The organism is Paenibacillus sp. FSL L8-0502, from assembly GCF_038593055.1.
Lineage (GTDB): Bacteria > Bacillota > Bacilli > Paenibacillales > Paenibacillaceae > Paenibacillus > Paenibacillus polymyxa_D.
Map to the genome: position 1 here is coordinate 2,102,340 of NZ_CP151958.1, position 17,235 is coordinate 2,119,574.

At 47.8% G+C, this 17,235-nt stretch carries 19 protein-coding genes; 17 read left to right on the plus strand and 2 right to left on the minus strand.

Annotation, left to right across the window (positions count from 1 at the left end):
* The first annotated feature begins 95 nt into the window (after nucleotides 1–95).
* From NSQ57_RS09510 to coaD, 8 genes are all read left to right on the plus strand, one after another.
* The gene (locus tag NSQ57_RS09510) at nucleotides 96–932 is read left to right on the plus strand and encodes an AraC family transcriptional regulator (protein WP_029514745.1); all 837 of its coding nucleotides are present in this window, start codon (nucleotides 96–98) and stop codon (nucleotides 930–932) included.
* A gap of 193 nt (nucleotides 933–1,125) precedes the next feature.
* Nucleotides 1,126–2,943, plus strand: coding sequence for an APC family permease (locus NSQ57_RS09515; protein WP_029514744.1), 1,818 nt, complete (start codon nucleotides 1,126–1,128; stop codon nucleotides 2,941–2,943).
* A gap of 138 nt (nucleotides 2,944–3,081) precedes the next feature.
* Nucleotides 3,082–4,200, plus strand: coding sequence for an acyltransferase (locus NSQ57_RS09520; RefSeq protein WP_069011385.1), 1,119 nt, complete (start codon nucleotides 3,082–3,084; stop codon nucleotides 4,198–4,200).
* A gap of 171 nt (nucleotides 4,201–4,371) precedes the next feature.
* Nucleotides 4,372–5,004: a hypothetical protein gene (locus NSQ57_RS09525; RefSeq protein ID WP_029514742.1), complete on the plus strand. Its 633-nt coding sequence runs from the start codon at nucleotides 4,372–4,374 to the stop codon at nucleotides 5,002–5,004.
* Nucleotides 4,997–5,512 (plus strand): accessory gene regulator B family protein, encoded by a 516-nt coding sequence (locus NSQ57_RS09530; RefSeq protein ID WP_029514741.1) that lies wholly within the window; start codon nucleotides 4,997–4,999, stop codon nucleotides 5,510–5,512. Before NSQ57_RS09525 ends, NSQ57_RS09530 begins: the two co-directional genes overlap by 8 nt.
* A 5-nt stretch (nucleotides 5,513–5,517) precedes the next feature.
* Nucleotides 5,518–5,640, plus strand: a complete 123-nt coding sequence (locus NSQ57_RS09535) for a cyclic lactone autoinducer peptide (protein ID WP_023988155.1) — start codon at nucleotides 5,518–5,520, stop codon at nucleotides 5,638–5,640.
* Nucleotides 5,641–5,952: 312 nt separating this feature from the next.
* A complete protein-coding gene (gene rsmD, locus NSQ57_RS09540) occupies nucleotides 5,953–6,594 on the plus strand; it encodes a 16S rRNA (guanine(966)-N(2))-methyltransferase RsmD (RefSeq protein ID WP_029514740.1) in 642 nt (213 codons plus the stop codon).
* Nucleotides 6,587–7,108 (plus strand): pantetheine-phosphate adenylyltransferase, encoded by a 522-nt coding sequence (gene coaD, locus NSQ57_RS09545; protein WP_029514739.1) that lies wholly within the window; start codon nucleotides 6,587–6,589, stop codon nucleotides 7,106–7,108. The genes rsmD and coaD overlap by 8 nt, the downstream gene beginning before the upstream one ends.
* On the opposite strand, the gene NSQ57_RS09550 is transcribed toward coaD, so the two are convergent.
* On the minus strand, nucleotides 7,071–8,354 hold the full coding sequence (locus NSQ57_RS09550) for a nucleoside recognition domain-containing protein (protein ID WP_069011387.1): 1,284 nt from the start codon (nucleotides 8,352–8,354) through the stop codon (nucleotides 7,071–7,073). The two genes, coaD and NSQ57_RS09550, sit on opposite strands and share 38 nt — an antisense overlap.
* A gap of 197 nt (nucleotides 8,355–8,551) precedes the next feature.
* On the opposite strand from NSQ57_RS09550, the gene NSQ57_RS09555 reads away from it, so the two are divergent.
* The gene (locus NSQ57_RS09555) at nucleotides 8,552–9,583 is read left to right on the plus strand and encodes a S16 family serine protease (RefSeq protein ID WP_029514737.1); all 1,032 of its coding nucleotides are present in this window, start codon (nucleotides 8,552–8,554) and stop codon (nucleotides 9,581–9,583) included.
* Here the strand turns inward: NSQ57_RS09555 and NSQ57_RS09560 are convergent.
* The gene (locus NSQ57_RS09560; protein WP_342425951.1) at nucleotides 9,573–10,808 is read right to left on the minus strand and encodes a nucleotidyltransferase; all 1,236 of its coding nucleotides are present in this window, start codon (nucleotides 10,806–10,808) and stop codon (nucleotides 9,573–9,575) included. The genes NSQ57_RS09555 and NSQ57_RS09560 overlap by 11 nt on opposite strands.
* A 356-nt stretch (nucleotides 10,809–11,164) precedes the next feature.
* Here NSQ57_RS09560 and NSQ57_RS09565 point away from each other — a divergent pair, with 356 nt between their 5' ends.
* The 8 genes from NSQ57_RS09565 (at nucleotide 11,165) to NSQ57_RS09600 (ending at nucleotide 17,062) form a co-directional block, all read left to right on the plus strand.
* A complete protein-coding gene (locus NSQ57_RS09565) occupies nucleotides 11,165–11,683 on the plus strand; it encodes a DUF177 domain-containing protein (RefSeq protein ID WP_342425952.1) in 519 nt (172 codons plus the stop codon).
* Between the two features lie 186 nt (nucleotides 11,684–11,869).
* Complete coding sequence (gene rpmF / locus NSQ57_RS09570) at nucleotides 11,870–12,043, plus strand: 50S ribosomal protein L32 (RefSeq protein ID WP_007429979.1); 174 nt, start codon at nucleotides 11,870–11,872, stop codon at nucleotides 12,041–12,043.
* Between the two features lie 280 nt (nucleotides 12,044–12,323).
* Nucleotides 12,324–12,920 carry a transcription factor FapR gene (fapR, locus tag NSQ57_RS09575; RefSeq protein WP_039274761.1) on the plus strand — a complete coding sequence of 199 codons (597 nt, stop codon included), beginning with the start codon at nucleotides 12,324–12,326 and terminating at the stop codon, nucleotides 12,918–12,920.
* On the plus strand, nucleotides 12,904–13,896 hold the full coding sequence (gene plsX, locus NSQ57_RS09580; protein ID WP_029515010.1) for a phosphate acyltransferase PlsX: 993 nt from the start codon (nucleotides 12,904–12,906) through the stop codon (nucleotides 13,894–13,896). Before fapR ends, plsX begins: the two co-directional genes overlap by 17 nt.
* A gap of 8 nt (nucleotides 13,897–13,904) precedes the next feature.
* Nucleotides 13,905–14,894, plus strand: a complete 990-nt coding sequence (locus NSQ57_RS09585; RefSeq protein WP_029515009.1) for a beta-ketoacyl-ACP synthase III — start codon at nucleotides 13,905–13,907, stop codon at nucleotides 14,892–14,894.
* Nucleotides 14,895–14,975: 81 nt separating this feature from the next.
* Nucleotides 14,976–15,920: an ACP S-malonyltransferase gene (gene fabD / locus NSQ57_RS09590; protein WP_342425953.1), complete on the plus strand. Its 945-nt coding sequence runs from the start codon at nucleotides 14,976–14,978 to the stop codon at nucleotides 15,918–15,920.
* 50 nt (nucleotides 15,921–15,970) lie between these two features.
* Nucleotides 15,971–16,720 carry a 3-oxoacyl-[acyl-carrier-protein] reductase gene (fabG, locus tag NSQ57_RS09595; protein ID WP_039274753.1) on the plus strand — a complete coding sequence of 250 codons (750 nt, stop codon included), beginning with the start codon at nucleotides 15,971–15,973 and terminating at the stop codon, nucleotides 16,718–16,720.
* A gap of 108 nt (nucleotides 16,721–16,828) precedes the next feature.
* On the plus strand, nucleotides 16,829–17,062 hold the full coding sequence (locus tag NSQ57_RS09600; RefSeq protein WP_007429985.1) for an acyl carrier protein: 234 nt from the start codon (nucleotides 16,829–16,831) through the stop codon (nucleotides 17,060–17,062).
* Nucleotides 17,063–17,235: the final 173 nt, after the last annotated feature.

The window sequence follows — 17,235 nt, forward strand, 5'->3', positions numbered from 1 at the left end:
AAATAACTGCTTTTAAATATAATAAAATGAACGTGTATATAACAATATGGATCTACATGAGAAATACATACCCGCATACGCCGGAGGTGCTTTTTATGATTTTAACTCCCCATCATTTGCGATTTTTCCTGACTACGCGTGAGCACTCTTTACCCCTTTTTATTGAAAGTATCGGATTTAACAGCAGGCAGGAGGATGTGTCCCGTCCAGAGGGCTATCCGTGCTTTCACTGGATTCAGACGGTGTCTGGTGAAGGGATGTTTACATTTAAAGGGGGGACCTTTCGTCTGGGGGAGCAGTCTGGAGTTCTGCTGCTACCTGGGGAATCCCATGCATACAGACGGGCGACCAAGGTATGGCGAACGTTATACATTACATTTGACGGCCCCATCGCCGCTGCTGTACTGACTGCACTGGGGTTGAAGCATACGCGTGGGTATCATTGGGACCCGGATAGCGAGCTGCACAGTTTTGGGGAAACGATGCTTCATTCCATGGTTAGTGAACGTGATTTGTCTGGATTAGATGCTTCGGCCAATATGTATCGTTTTCTGACTCTGCTGCGTAAACATGGACAACATAGCTCGATGCCTTCCCTATCCCATAATGTGGAACGATTAACCCCTGTACTGGCCTTTATGGAGCAAAATTATGCCAGTCCAGATGTGGGCCTAGGTGATATGGCAGTTATGATGAATGTCAGCTCCCGTCATTTAAATACATTATTTAAGCAAGCGTTTGGTGTGACTTCGTATGCTTATCTGATTGTGATTCGGCTGCGGAAGGCCAAGGAAATGATGGCGGAATATCCGCAATTAACAGTAAAGGAGATTTCGGAGCGAGTGGGCTTCCGAGATACCAGTCATTTTGTGGCAACTTTTCGCCGAGCTGAAGGAATTACCCCGGAAAGGTTCAAATTACTGTATACATAAAGGTATTTTATCGAAATGCTCTTTCTTACTCGGGAATGCTCTTTTTAGGGAGCATTCCTTATTGTTTTTTTCAGGAAGAGGGAGTATAAAATAATAGTTCATTTGTTTCATCAATCTGATGTGCAGGTGACATAATAAACATAAGATCCATAATTCTTTTGCAAAACCCTCATCCAAAGAAGGAGTCAACGAAATGCTGAGCAAAGTCAAAAGATTATTAATCGGTCGTCCGCGAAAGTCGACGGCCCTTGAAGATGAGAAGCTGAATAAGCTCAAGGCACTGGCCATTCTGTCCTCAGATGCCTTATCCTCTGTAGCTTATGGAACGGAGCAAATTCTGCTGGTTTTAATTACAGCCGGCTTTGCTGCCCTATGGTATTCCATTCCTATATCCATTGCGGTATTGGGTTTGCTGATCATTCTGATCCTGTCTTATAGACAGACCATTTTTTCCTATCCTGGTGGCGGAGGAGCGTACATTGTTGCACAGGACAATTTGGGAAAGAGTCCGAGTCTGATTGCAGGCGGTTCTTTGCTGGTCGATTATATTCTGACGGTAGCAGTTAGCTCATCAGCAGGTACAGATGCCATTACATCGGCGTTCCCATCGTTACATGATCATCGGATCGCCATTGCTCTAATTATGATCATCTTTTTGACGATTATGAACTTGCGCGGAGTAACAGAATCTGCCTCAGTGCTGGCTGTACCGATTTACTTATTTGTTGTTGCCATATTTGTTTTGATTATTAGCGGTATCATTCATTACGTGGCAGGGGGAGCTCATGCTGCAGCACCGCAATTTGGAGCTACGGTATCCAACGTCAGCCTGTTCCTGTTACTGAAGGCGTTCAGCTCGGGTTGCTCGGCGTTAACTGGGGTAGAAGCTGTCTCGAATGCCATTCCGAACTTCCGCAAGCCAGCTGCCAAAAATGCAGCAACTACACTAATGATGATGGGTTTGATTCTCGGGTGTATGTTTATCGGAATCAGTTTGCTGGCTTATTGGTACGGTGTTCGTCCTAATCCGCATGAAACGGTCATTTCGCAAATTGCGAACGCCACTTTCGGGCGCGGTGTGATGTATTACATCATTCAGGGTGTAACGGCGCTCATCTTGTTTTTGGCGGCGAATACAGCCTATTCGGCCTTTCCATTGCTTGCTTTTATGCTCGCGAAGGACAAATACATGCCGCACATGTTCATGGTTCGTGGAGATCGGCTCGGATACTCTAATGGTATTTTGTTTCTGAGTATCTTCTCGGCATTGCTGGTCATCGTATTTGGCGGCAACACAGAAAATCTGATCCCGCTTTATGCAGTAGGGGTATTTATCCCGTTTACCCTTTCACAGCTTGGTATGATGATTCGCTGGATCAAGCTCAAACCGCCAGGCTGGATTGTCAAACTTGCTATTAATACGGTTGGGATGCTGACCACGCTGTCGATTACGCTCATCTTTATCTTCACCAAGTTTAGCCAGGTGTGGGTAGTCTTTATCTTCCTGCCTTTGGTTCTGTATTTCTTTATGAAGATCAACAGGCATTACAAAAATACGGCTGAACAACTGCGCATTGATATTACCAAGGATAAACCTATGGTGAAAGGCAATACGATTATTATTCCGGTGGCAGGCATTACGCGAGTCGTCATGAATACGATCAGCTATGCCAAAACCTTGTCGGACAATGTGGTTGCCGTATATGTGGGTGTGGATGATGATGCAATTCGCAAAATGGAACAGAAATGGGAAGAGTGGGATGTCGGTATACGTTTGGTCGTACTGAAATCCCGTTATCGCAGCATTATTAATCCGCTTCGCAAGTTCATCGATACAGTAGAGTGGAAAAAAGCAGACGAGGACCATATCACTGTTCTCATTCCACAATTCATCACCAAGCACTGGTGGGAAAATATTCTACACAATCAGACCAGCTTACTGATGAGAGCTTATTTAATTAATTATAAAGACGTGATCGTAACGACCGTACCTTTTCATTTAAACAAATGACAAAATGAACATCTTTTGGCCGCATTTCTTTGCGGTCGGAAGGTGTTTTTTTGCATAACGAGGATATTTACTTTAGTGATACATTTTGTGTATTATAGATACAAAATGTATCATTTGAGGCTGTTATGGAGGGATACGATGCCCGAAGCTAAGGGGAAAATGGAAGATGACAAGCTGCAATTTGTAGATACGCTAAGGGCGCTGGCTATTATTGGAGTTTTACTTGTGCATGTCAGCCAGCATGTGGACGGATTAAACGGTTGGTTGCAAAAAGGCTTGAGTATAGGAGCCAAAGGTGTCGCTTTATTTTATATGGCCAGCGCTTTTACGCTATTTTTGTCCTTAAGCAGACGTTCGGGTAACAAGAGTGAAAGAATTTCAGCTTACCTGATGCGTCGTTTTTTTCGGATTGCTCCTTTGTATTACGTGATGTTAGGAATCTATTTAGTTGTGAACGGGACAGGTCCACGATTTTGGCTTGGGGATCAGGAGGGAGTCACTGCCGCCAATATCGCAGCTCATGTCCTGTTTTTGAATGGTCTGAATCCGTACTGGATCAACAGCATTATCGGTGTGGAATGGTCCATTGCGGTGGAATGTATGTTTTATCTGTTTATCCCTCTATTATTTAAGCTGATCCGATCCGTCCGCCATGCGACGTGGTTTGTCGTGATGGCGCTTGTGGTAAGCTTGGGGCTAAATACGGTAAGTGTTCAATATCCATGGATTAGTGATCACTCTTTATGGGGGCACTATCTGTATTTATGGTTTCCGAATCAATTGCCTGTCTTTGGGCTAGGTATATTGTTGTTTTTCATTTGGAAAGACGAGCGGCATTGGAAAAGTATAGACCGAGTCAGTGGAGGTTTGCTGCTTGTTTCTGTGCTATTTTCATTTTTAGAAGGCATGACCGATGTTCTCATAGGTGTCGGGTTGCTGCTGGGAGCGTATGCTTTGTATCACTGGCAGCCGATATGGCTGCTTAATCGGGTATGGTCATGGATCGGCCGCCTTAGCTACAGCATGTATTTAACGCATATGCTGGCTCTGGGACTAATCGTACAGGTTAAAATACCTTTTGCTCCCCTAGTCAGCCTCACACTTATGTTTATCATGACGTTGCTAGTCACCATCGGACTATCTTGGTTTACCTACTCGTGGATTGAACAGCCCGGTATCCGTTGGGGGAAAAAGCTTATATCACGTATGAAGCCTGTGCGCAAGCAGGGAGATTCGGTCAAAGAAAGTGTTGCCTAAGCTACAACTTGAAGCAGCATCCGATAACATTTGGTTGAAGTGCTTGAATAAATTTATGAAATAATTGAAAAGACCTCTTGAAAAGTAGCTCCCAGCCCTTTATATTCGATGTACATCCAAGTTTTTGAATACACCGATGAGGTTTGTTGGAATTGTAAAGGAGATGCACGCATGCTTTTGAAGCCAATCGGCTTTTTGCTTTTCTCCACACTTGAGGGAGTCGCTGTTTTTGCGCTTATTTTGAGTATTTTTAAAGTTAAAATGACCCCTTATCTATGGCAGGCCATTTTTGTTAACCTGATTATGAATATGCAAAGTTATATGCTTAGAGAAGAGTTTTCCCTTTCGTATTTGGTGCCTGTCGTAAATATGCTGCTTTTTATTTTTTTACTCGCTACGGTCGTGAAGATTCCGATTGTGTGGTCCGGTATTATGACGGTTACAGGTTATTTTGCATATGCCGTTGTTCAGTCGGTACTCTTAAAAGTCATGTTCGGCAATCTTCCGGTTTCTGAGCTGCAGGATGGGTCCTTGAAGGGCTATCTGCTACAAGTGGTAAGCGCAGCAGTAGGACTGCTTATTTCATTGATGTTGTATCGAAAAGGGATCGGCTTTTCCCCTAATTTCAAGAAGCTTAAGTTCAAAGAGGAATATGGCATTGTCATCACGCTGATTATCCTGTCTCTCATTTCAACTTCTATTGTGCTCTACTATAACGAGGTATGGTTAAGTATGATATTTTTTGCACTGGTTTCGGGATTTTTCATCTATTATGCAATCGGAAAGGAATACCGGGATGATTGAAGCGATGGCTTTCAAACTTGCTAACCAGATCAAACGTACTGTGCCTGATCATCCGGCCTCTGTCGCGGTACTTAAATACGCACTTGCTCTCATTCTGAATGCGTCCCTGATCATTGTGTTGACACTATTCGCCTCATTCTTCACGGGGCGTATGGTAGAGGCTGTTACGATTCTCGTCGCTTTCGCCCTACTGCGCCAAATGTCAGGAGGCATTCATTTGAAAACGGGCATGACATGTGTGTTGGTGACCTCAGCAGCTTTTACTTACATATCCTGCATTGCCTTAAATAGTGGGTGGACAAACCTGTTTACCGGAATAGCTCTCATTTTCGTTTTATGTTTTGCCCCGTCCAGAATTGAAAAGCAGTCGCGCATTCCAGTACGGTTTTATCCCTTCTTGCGGCTGTTATCCTCCTTGCTTGTATGTACTAATTTTGTAATCGGTTCCTCTGTAGTGGCTGTTGCTTTTTTGGTCCAAAGCCTAACATTGATCCGGGGAAGGAGGTGAGTGGAATGATGAGAAAAATGGTATATGGGTTAGCCACATCGTTGTCTATGTTTGCTACATTTGCTGTATCAGTGGCGAGTTACGTGTATGTTTATCAAGGGGATACACCCGAGGAACTACTGAAATAAACAAAATGCCGAGATAGAAAAATGATACATAGAGCTGCTATTAAGCAGCTTCTTTTTATGCGAAAAAATCAGGCGCTCCATTTAAAGAGCGCCCGAATGGGAGAGGAGAAACCGGACGAAGAGCTTATGGGGAAACGTAAGTCTTCTCCGCGGTTGTCTACGACATTGGTTGAATGCCGATATCCTAAGGATGCCCAGGGAATGGTTTTTTATACCTGCCTCATCCTAAGTTTTTCAAACGGCGGTGCATGTGGTACGATAGCGTCATAATCTATGGTTATGAACACATATAGAAAATAGGTGAGTTTCAGCGTGAGAGTGGTATCAGGTAGTGCCAAAGGAAGGCCGTTAAAGGCAGTTCCCGGCACAGGGACGCGGCCAACCACGGATAAGGTCAAGGAAGCGCTATTTAGCATGATAGGTCCTTATTTTGATGGGGGAGTCGCACTTGATCTGTTTGCTGGCAGTGGCGGCCTGGGTATAGAGGCGCTTAGCCGGGGGATGGACAAGGCTGTTTTTATTGATATGGAATCCAAAAGCATTGATGTCATTAAAGAAAATTTGCGAAAAACTGGATTGGAAGGACAGGCCGAAGTGTTCCGCAATGATGCCGGACGAGCGCTCAAGGCGCTGGCAAAACGTGGAGCTCTTTTTGATGCTGTTTTTCTGGATCCGCCCTATCGTCTCAAACACGGAGATGAATTGATGAGCCGTATGGTTGAATTGAACTTGCTTCGTTCAGATGCAATCATCGTGCTGGAGTATGAATCGGGACATGAATATCCGGAAAGCTTCGGGCCGTTCGAACAGGTTAGAAAAGCAGTCTATGGGGAAACGGCGTTATCCATTTATCATTTTGCAGCCGATGCTTTATCGGATGTCGAAGAACATACAGAAGCCGGAGTGGTCAAGTTCGGCATCATCGAATCAGACGGGGAGGACCATCATGATTGAGCACAAACCACGTATTGCCGTATATCCGGGAACCTTTGATCCTGTGACAATGGGGCACCAGGATATTATTCAAAGAGCAGCCAGACAGTTTGATCTATTGATTGTCGCGGTTCTTAACAATATTAGTAAAAATCCGCTGTTTTCACTTGAGGAACGAATGGAGCTGCTGCGAACGGTAACTCGCAATATCCCGAACGTTGAGGTGGACAGCTTCCGTGATTTGACAGCTAATTATGTACGTCAAAAAGGGGCCCAAGTTATTGTCAGAGGAATCCGGTCGGTGACTGATTTTGAATATGAGCTGCAATTAGCCTCTACAAATCATAAGCTGAACCCGGATGCGGAAACGATCTTTATGATGACCAATCCGGCTTATTCATATCTGAGTTCCAGTATGGTGAAGGAAATTGCGCATTTTGATGGCAAGGTTGTAGATCTGGTGGCACCGGAGGTGGAAGACGCGCTGCGTGCAAAGGTCAACGCAAATCGCGGCGGCTCCACCATGAAGTCATAAAGGAAAAGGCCAGCAGGGTAACTATAATTGTACCCAGCAGCGCAATGGACAGTACGGTTAGTTGCCAGGGGTACATAGATGTTCCTTCTATTTGTGTTAGTAAGCTGCTGGCTTCGGCCATGACAGGATGCGTGCCGGATTCATTTACGCTTTCCGCAAAAGAAGACACAGAACTGCGACTGACGTAAGCGGGAATTGTATTGCTGACGATGCGGTTAAGCGGGACCCATGTCGCCAAGGTAAGTCCAAAAGCAATGATCCCATGGAGCACTCGTGACAAGGTGAAGGTGATACCCTTGTCGGAAGGTCTGGTGACGGCGGTAATTTGAAGCCAGCCGCACAGGCCGCCCCAGCCCAACACAGCACTGATCAGCGCTGCTTGTGTACGGAGATCGTAGGGCAGACGGCTGGTTTCATAGGAACCCAGATGGATTTCCATCCAAGCAGGCCATATGAAAGAAAGCGATCCTTGGCCTGTGTATATGGACAGCAGTCGAATCAGTACGGAAAAGAAAATAATGAATCCACCTGTCACCATCAGCGTCTGTACAGCATGGGATACGGTTTCGCCCAACAGTTTTCCGAAGCTGCGGCCGTCCCGTTCTCTGGCAGAACGGGTAGCTTCCCATGCGGATCGGATCAGGGAGGGAGAAGTACGGGAAACTGAGGTGCGCCGAAGGGCAGCTGGCGTTTCCCGTTTTTGCAATTCTTTGGACGATACAGGTAGTCTGGCGGTGATCCAGCCTGCCAGCAGCCCGGAAATCCAGTGAACGGCAAGTAACATCACGCCTACGGCAGCATTGTGCAGTAGCCCTGTCCCGATGACGAGCAGGATGGTAATCGGATTGCAGAAATGAGCGATGGCGGTTAGACGTCGAAGCTGAAGCGCGGTCATATCTTCCTGTTGTGACCATTGGCGTACTGCTTCCGCAGCAGCCGGGAATCCCGCGGTCAGGCCGAGGGCCAACACCCAGCCACTTCGTCCGGGTAGACGGAACCAGAATCGCATAAACGGCTCCAGCAGGACACCTAGTCCATGTACTAGACCAAAGGCGATGAGCATTTCGGACAGCATCAAAAAAGGTAGCATAGCTGGGAAAATAATACTCCACCATAGCTTAAGGCCTTGAGTAGAGGCTTGAAATACTTTTTCTGGTGAGGCGACAACAGCCAGTACAAGCAAAATGGCTCCGAGGCCAAGCAGTACGGTTGTCCAATAAGGAGCGGAATGGGCTTCCTTTTGCATCAAAAAATTCACCTCTCATAAATATGCTAAGGAGAGTCGGATGCTATCTCCAGCGTTTATTCACGTTCGTTGTCTTGGGATAGGTTGTTCGTATACGTTGTCGTAAATAATGTATGCTTTTTTGAAAGGCTTGAGAACAGGTGCACAGAGGCACTTGGATAAGATGGGAGAAGTTAGGCTGGAAGGGGGGAGAAGCAATGAAACGAATAAACCGGAAAAGAGCTTTTTTTACAACCGGTTATGTCTTAATGCTGGCTGCAATGGTCTATGTGCTGGTCTATATGCCAACCCCTTATCTGATCTACGGACCAGGTGGGGCAAATGAGATCAAACCGATGGTTAGAGTCCGGGAGGGTGACAGCATCGAACGGGGGGCCTTTATGATGACGACGGTATCGGCGCGTTATGCCAATGTTATCATGTTGGGTCTGTCCAAGTTGGACCGCAATTCGGAGATTCAGCGCAAAGAGGATCGTCTGCATGGAAAAAGTGAAGACGAGTATGCGGCAGAACAGTTATGGTATATGGGGGATTCCCAATCTTCCGCGATGGAGGCTGCCTACACCCGTGCCCATGTCCCCTATCGCATTGTGCCGGATTACGTGTATGTATTTAAGGTCCCGGGATCGAGCAGCGTGTTTGACCCCGGGGATGAAATATTGGAGCTGAACGGCGTGAGGGTGACCGATAATCGTTCCATTCGGAAGGCTTTGGAGGACGAAAAACCGGGAATAATGGCTAAAGTGAAGCTAAAGCGCGATGGAAAGTTGCTGTCCGTGCAAGCTCCTTTAACGACCATTACGGACAGTGAGACGGGCAAGCAACGTTCCGGATTTGGCGTCAGTATTGCCACGGTACAGAAGGTAGAGCCGAAGGATGGACGTAAAACGATTCATTTTACATCTACGGATGTTGGTGGTCCTTCGGCAGGTTTGATGTTTACCATGGAAATCTATAACCAACTGACACCAGGTGATTTGAGTAAGGGATATCGTGTAGCCGGTACGGGTACCATTGATAAGGACGGTCAGGTTGGAGCGATTGGTGGTGCAAAGTATAAAATAGTTGCTGCTGACCGTCAGGGTGCGGATTTGTTTTTCGTCCCTGCGGATAATTATAAAGAGGCCAAGACCAAAGCTGAGCAAATTGGAACCCGGATGAAGCTTGTTCCGGTTCGCAAGCTTGGCGATGCGCTGAATTATATGGAAAAGCTGCCCATCAAACCATAATGGGCGGTCGCAAGTAATCAGCATACATGTCGCGGATGGCGGGGCGTGGCATCCCGGCTGCATGTATGGCGGCTGCGGCGGTATCCCAGTCCAGATGAGGATGTGATCCGGTAGACAGCTTGACCCATACCGGAAGGGTAGCTGTCTGCTTCATACGTGCAAGCAGTTCGCGTCCAGCCCTGTTAAAGCCAAGCACGCGGATATAGCCCGGACCTTTCGCCAGCTCAGCCGGAGTCATATCGGCTTTGGCATGATTCAGCAAAATATGTGCACACATCCGCTGAAGCTTCGTACGAGTATAGCGCCTTGTCTTGATCGCGGCGAGCAGGGCCTCCACAGAGGGCTGGGGCAGCGTGTACAGCGATTGTCGCAGACGATGCTCCAGCCCTTCGGTGACCTCGTGCAGCTCCGCCAGCTGCTGCGAGCTACGTGTGATCAGGGCGTTCAGCAGCGGCTGGCTGAACGCTTCCCAATGCAGCGGTGCGCGTCCGGCTTGCCACTCGCGCCGCAAAATCCCCAGTGTCGCCGCAGGTATGTATGGCGACGCGGCCTCCGGCCCGCCGTCCAGCAGCAGACGGCGAATGGCCGTGGCACTGGCGATGACTCCGTCCGCAGGGGCCACGGCTTCATGGTAGCCCGATCCCGTGCGGGCTACCGTGAAGGGCTTGATTGTGCTGCCCAGCCGTTCCAGCGCAATCAAGTAATGCAGCCCCAACGTATTGTTGGGCTGCTGCATGAGGGCGGCGAGCGCAGCGCCGTCCGCTCCTTCGGCCGCGAGCGCGGCTGCGGCTCCCGCGTAGGCAGCGGGATAGCTCGCGCCGCTACTCAGGCGCTGCGCGATGCCGGCCTTGAGCTCGGCCGGCTCTGCCGCCAGCACGCGGGCCAGCGCGCGCAGCGGGGCGATGTCTCCGCTCTCGCTGCCGAAGCAGAGCGCGTCTACGATGCCTGTCGCATGGAGCAGGGAGATTGCTCCGCGGGCAAACCATTCTGCAGGCTGGACGGCATAGGCCACAGGCAGCTCCAGAACGAGGTCCACACCCATGGCGAGTGCCATTTCGGTGCGGGACCATTTGTCTGTAATCGCGGGTTCACCTCGCTGAAGGAAAGGACCACTCATCACAGCCACTGTGCGCTGTGCACCAGTGATGCGAAGAGATTCCTCCCAGTGATGGACATGTCCGTTATGCAGGGGATTGTACTCTACAATCATACCGAGTGTTTTCAAGACCGTATGTCGGCTCCTTTCTTATAGTAGCTTATTGGATAACTATTTTGACAATAATGGTTAAGTACCCGTGAATGATTGTTTTCAGGGCAGCTATACTGATTTTTCAGCATCGGCATGAACAAGACCATTGAGACCTGGACGAAAAAGCTTTATACTCGCATTATTGTACACGAAGAGTGGCGGGGGTACGAATACTCATCAGTACATGTTTAGCACAATGCATTTTTGCTTCTGCATAAAACTTGTCGAACCATTGGAAAACCGGTGGATTTGTGAGTGGTGTAAAGTGAAAGGTGTTGACAAACGACTCGATCAGTCGGTATAATAATTTTTGTTTGTTTGGAGTGATAGTGATGCAACTATTTTTTCGCAAAGTAGCAACAAGTGACGGTCCTTTTCCTATCCGTGAATCTCTCAATGTGAGTGAATTGGTGGATGATCGTGCTGATGTTACGGCCGTTTCCCCGCTGGAGACCGACTTGGTCGCCGTTAGTCTGGGTCAAGGCTTGATGAACGTGGAAGGCACGTTGACCGCAGGTCTGGACATGCTCTGCTCACGCTGTTTAAGCCCGATGCACGAGGATTTAAAGATTGAATTCCGTGAACGGTTCAAGCAAACCTCTTCGAGTGTTGAAGAGGAGGATGAAGATGGCGATTTTATCGCAGTGACGGAGGAGTCTTTCGACATTGCACCGTATTGTGAAGAACTGTTTGTACTGCATGTGCCGTTTGCGCCTTTGTGCAGTGAGGATTGTCAGGGAATCGCACCAAAGACCGGACAAAACTGGAGTATTGGCTCCGATGACAGTAGCGATGGCGATACGGAAAAGATTGATCCGCGTCTGGCAGGGCTTAAGGATTTTTTTAAATGAGAATTGAGTTCAATTCTGAAAAATCATCATCCGCTTGTGCCGGAGAGTTACAGAACCGATGCGTGGATGTTGCAGGCTTGATTCACCGGCTGTAAGATAATTGCTTCTGGCATTTTCTTCAGTCTTGAATGAGATAAGAAGTCATACCCGTTATGCGGGGTTGATCTGGTTAAGGAGGTGGGAATAATGGCAGTACCTCAACGGAGAACATCCAAAACTCGTCGCGACAAACGTCGTACTCACTTTAAACTGGCAGTACCAGGTATGGTGAAATGCTCCGAATGCGGCGAATTGAAACTTGCTCACCATGTGTGCAAAGTTTGCGGAACGTACAAAGCTAGAGAGATCATCTCTCAATAATGTCCGATAAGCGGATTCTTTGGAATCTTCGCAGAAAAAGTAGCGCTTCACTTCAGTGAGGCGCTACTTTTTTTGTCTGCATGCTTCCTTTTTACGTCAGCATGCTATATACTGTTTTAGTACCAGGTTCTAAGAAAGAAGGGCCGAAGGGGTTCCTTTATACATACAAGAAGACAAATCGGTTGGAGTTTCGCCGTTAGAAAGTGAAGTAAAGTAACCCGAGCTGTCGTCTGAACGATAGTTTATTGTAGGGAAAGGAGGCGTCACTGACATCGAACGTTTGCCGAAGAGACAGAGACAGCAGCGGCTGACTCAATTAATTGATGATAATCCATTCGTAACGGATCAGGAATTGACAAGACAGCTGAAGGTGAGTATTCAGACTATTCGGCTGGACCGGATGGAGCTGGGAATCCCCGAATTGCGGGAACGGCTAAAGCTGATGGCTGAGCGCTCCTACGACCAGGTTCGTTCCTTGCCTTTGCATGAAGTGATCGGGGATATCGTTGATCTGCAGTTGGATCGAAGCGGTATTTCGATTTTTGAGATTAAAGAGGAACATGTTTTTTCGCGTACTGGCATTGCGCGGGGGCATTATGTATTTGCTCAGGCCAATTCATTGGCCGTTGCTGTGATTAATGATGAGATAGCATTGACTGCATCAGCGGATATACGCTTTGTCCGCCCGGTTCATTTAGGTGAGAAGTGCATTGCCAAGGCATATGTACGTTCAAATCCAGAACAAAAAGGGAAGGCTAAAGTGGAAGTTTTCGCCTACGTAGGAGAAGAAATGGTGTTCCAAGGCAACTTTGTCATTTATCGCTCCACGGAGGAAGAGTATAGCGAAGGAGGAAGTCAGCATGCGGATCGCCATTGATGCCATGGGGGGAGATAATGCTCCTGAGGCGACAGTAGAGGGCGCGCTATCTGCGGCGGCGGAATGGAAGGATACGGACATTACGCTGGTTGGTGACCGGGAACGAATTGAATCGGTTCTGAACGGTAGAGCGTTGCCGACGAACCTCAGCATTCGCCATGCATCCGAAACGATAGATGCGCAGGACGAGCCTGTAAAGGCAGTGCGCCGCAAAAAGGATGCTTCAATGGTCGTAGCTGGTCGAATGGTCAGAGAAGGCGAAGCGGATGCCATGATATCTGCAGGTAATACAGGCGCGCTAATGACCACGGGGTTGCTGGTGGTTGGAAGAATGGAGGGCATTGAACGTCCGGCTCTCGCGCCGATGATACCAACGATTGACGATCAGGGTATTCTGGCGCTTGACTTGGGAGCCAATATGGATGCCAAGCCTGAGCATCTTGCCCAGTATGCACTGATGGGGAGCTTGTATCGTCAGAAAGTTCACGGTGTGGCTTCTCCAAGGGTGGGTCTGCTGAATGTGGGGACCGAGGCTGGGAAGGGCAATGAACTGACGAAGTTGGCATTTCCACTTATTGAGCAGTTACCTGTCCATTTTGTGGGTAATGTTGAATCGAGAGATGTGTTAACTGGGAATTGCGACGTACTGGTGTGTGATGGATTTGCTGGAAATATCATGCTAAAATCACTAGAGGGTACAGCGGGGGCCATATTTTCTCTCTTAAAAGAGCAATTCACCAAATCCTTGAAGACCAAGCTTGCGGCAGCCTTGATTATGCCTGAGCTCCGCAGTCTGAAAGGTAAATTGGATTATAAAGAGCATGGTGGGGCTCCTTTGCTGGGTTTGAGTGGACTCGTCCTGAAAAGTCACGGTTCGTCTGACGGCGTTGCCGTCAAAAATGCGGTAAGGCAGGCTCGTACGGCCCTGCAAAACCGGTTGGTGGAAAGTATATCCAAGGAAATCAGCAGGAAGTGAGTGACGATATGAATAAATTACGGCCGGTTGGTGTTATCGGAACAGGGAAATACGTACCTGAGAAAATTCTGACGAATAAAGATTTGGAAGCAATCGTAGAAACAAGTGATGAATGGATTGTCAGCCGTACAGGGATTCAGGAGCGCCATATTGCAGCTCCAGAGCAGGCTACATCTGATTTAGCTTATGAAGCAGCAATTAAGGCGTTGGAGTCCGCGGGTATGACGGCACAGGATCTGGATTTAATTATTGTAGCTACGGTTACACCGGATATGGCGTTTCCGTCAACTGCCTGCATTCTTCAGGACAAACTGGGAGCCAAAGGCGCAGCGGCTTTCGATTTGTCTGCGGCATGCTCGGGTTTTGTATACGGACTGGCTACGGCAACGAGCTTCATTAAGACAGGTATTTATAATAATGCGTTAATCATTGGGGCAGACTGTCTTTCTCGGATTACAGATTATACCGACCGCAATACCTGTGTCCTATTCGGAGATGGTGCAGGAGCTGTAGTGATTGGCGAAGTGCCTGAAGGCAGAGGATTCCAATCCTTTGATCTCGGGGCTGAAGGTGCAGGTGGAACCTTGCTTAAGCTGGAAGCTGGTGGCTCGCGTTTGCCTGCGAGTGCAGACACACTGGAGAATAAACAGCACTATATTTACATGAACGGACGCGAAGTGTTCAAGTTCGCGGTTCGTGTTATGGGAACGGCAACGGTTGATGTGTTGGAAAAAGCAGGGCTGTCCAAAGATGATATTGATCTGTTCGTTCCACATCAAGCCAATGTTCGCATCATCCAATCGGCGATGCAACGTCTGGATTTGCCAGAGGAAAAGGTAGTTGTTAATGTTCATAAATATGCGAATACATCCGCAGCATCAATCCCTCTCGCTCTAGTAGAAGCAGCTGAGGAAGGCCGCATGAAGGAAGGCGACCGTGTATTAATGGTGGGCTTTGGCGGTGGCTTGACCTGGGGAGCGTCGGTTCTTGTCTGGTAATAAGATGGAATTTTTGATATAATATTGAATTTGTGTAGTGTTTTACAGGACAAGCATTGGATATAGAGAGGTGCATACACGATGGGCAAAACGGCATTTATATTCCCCGGTCAGGGTTCACAAGCTGTAGGTATGGCTAAAGATGCTTATGAAGCAGTTCCAGCTGCAACAGAAGTATTTCGCCAAGCGGACGAACGGTTAGGGTTCGCACTAAGCACACTGGTTTTTGAAGGGCCAGACACAGCTTTGAAGCAAACATCCAATACGCAGCCTGCACTGTTAACGGCGAGCATTGCACTGTATGAAGCGTTCAAGGAAAAAATGGACATTCATCCCGATTATGTAGCTGGGCACAGTCTAGGAGAGTACAGCGCGCTAGTTGCTTCAGGTGTCCTTGCATTTGCGGATGCGGTTGAGACTGTTCGTGCACGTGGTCAGTTTATGGAACAGGCTATTCCTGATGGACAAGGCAGTATGGCTGCTGTGTTGGGAGCTGATCGTGAAGCATTGGCAGCATTGTGCCGTGATATTACGGAGTCTGGTCAACTGGTCGAACTAGCCAACATCAATTGTCCTGGACAAATTGTTGTATCTGGTACGAAGGAGGGCGTAGCTGCTGTCGCTGAACGTGTGAAGGAAGCGGGCGGCAAGCGCGCTATTACTCTGGAGGTTAGCGGTCCTTTCCACTCGTCATTGATGAAGGAAGCAGCGACCAAGCTCTCAGACAAGTTGGGGACTGTAACTTTCTCTGAAGCTCAGATTCCGGTGGTGGCCAATGTAACAGCTAAACCTATACGTGAGGGGAATGAAATCCGCCAACTGTTGGTGGATCAGGTCTATTCTCCGGTACTGTGGGAAGACAGTGTAGCATGGCTACTGGAACAAGGTGTTGACACTTTTGTTGAGTTTGGACCGGGAAGTGTTTTGACTGGACTGGTTAAAAAAATCGACAAAACGGTTAAGCTGTATAATATAAGTAGCCTGGAGTCGATTGCTTCTGTAACGGAAGCCTTGGAGGCCCGTTAAAAGTATAATCATTGCCTTAACGGGTTATATACTTGCAAGGGAGGACTATGATGTCTAAGCCATTAAGTGGAAAAACGGCGCTCGTTACAGGAGCGTCGCGCGGAATTGGCCGTAGTATCGCGCTGGCGCTGGCTGATGCAGGCGCTAATGTGGCGGTAAACTATGCTGGTAGTGAAGCGGCTGCGACTGAGGTAGCTGAGCAGATTCGTGCCAAAGGTGTGGAGGCTATTACAGTTCAGGCTAATGTCGGTCGCGCTGACGAAGCAGATCAGTTGATCAAGGATGTGATTGGCGCTTGGGGCAAGATTGACATCCTGGTGAATAATGCCGGCATAACAAGAGATAATTTAATCATGCGCATGAAGGAAGAGGAATTCGATCAGGTGATCGAAACGAATCTGAAGGGTGTGTTTAATTGTCTTAAGGCGGCAACACGTCCAATGATGAAACAGCGTTCTGGCCGAATTATCAATATCTCCTCCGTGGTTGGTGTCCTTGGCAACGCAGGACAAGCCAACTACGTTGCTGCTAAAGCAGGGGTGATTGGTCTTACCAAATCCTCTGCTCGAGAGCTTGCATCGAGAGGTATTACAGTGAACTGTGTAGCTCCCGGATTCATCGATACTGAGATGACACAGGTACTGGCTGATGATTTGCGTGACAATATGCTTAGCGGTATTCCGCTGGCCCGTCTTGGACGGCCTGAGGAAATTGCTGACGTGGTGCTGTTCTTGGCCTCGGATGCTTCCTCATATATGACGGGCCAGACTTTGCATGTGGATGGCGGCATGTATATGTAGTAGCATGTTGCCAATCTGCATGCCCCGATGAAGAGTTGTCAAAGAAAACTCTCTTCTATGGCATTTTAATTGTAATTTTCGTATAATACCTAAGAGGAGGTGAGCCGGATGTCCGATGTATTGGAGCGCGTAAAACGCATTGTCGTTGACCGTTTGGGAGCCGACGAAGCCGAAGTTACACTTGAAGCATCTTTTAAAGATGATTTAGGCGCTGATTCTCTCGATGTAGTTGAATTGGTAATGGAATTGGAAGATGAGTTTGATATGGAAATCTCTGATGAAGATGCAGAGAAAATTACAACTGTAGGTGAAGTTGTGAAGTACATACAATCTCATACCTAATTCATGTCATCAAAAGTCCCGTTCTGTTACAGGCGGGACTTTCTCCTAATTATACAGATTGAACTAAAGGCGGAATTGCCGCGTGTTTTTGAGTTTGGTTCAGCTTCACTTAGTCAAAGGCTGAGAAGTATGCGGCATTACTAACTTTAGTTGATTCTATATTATTTTTACGC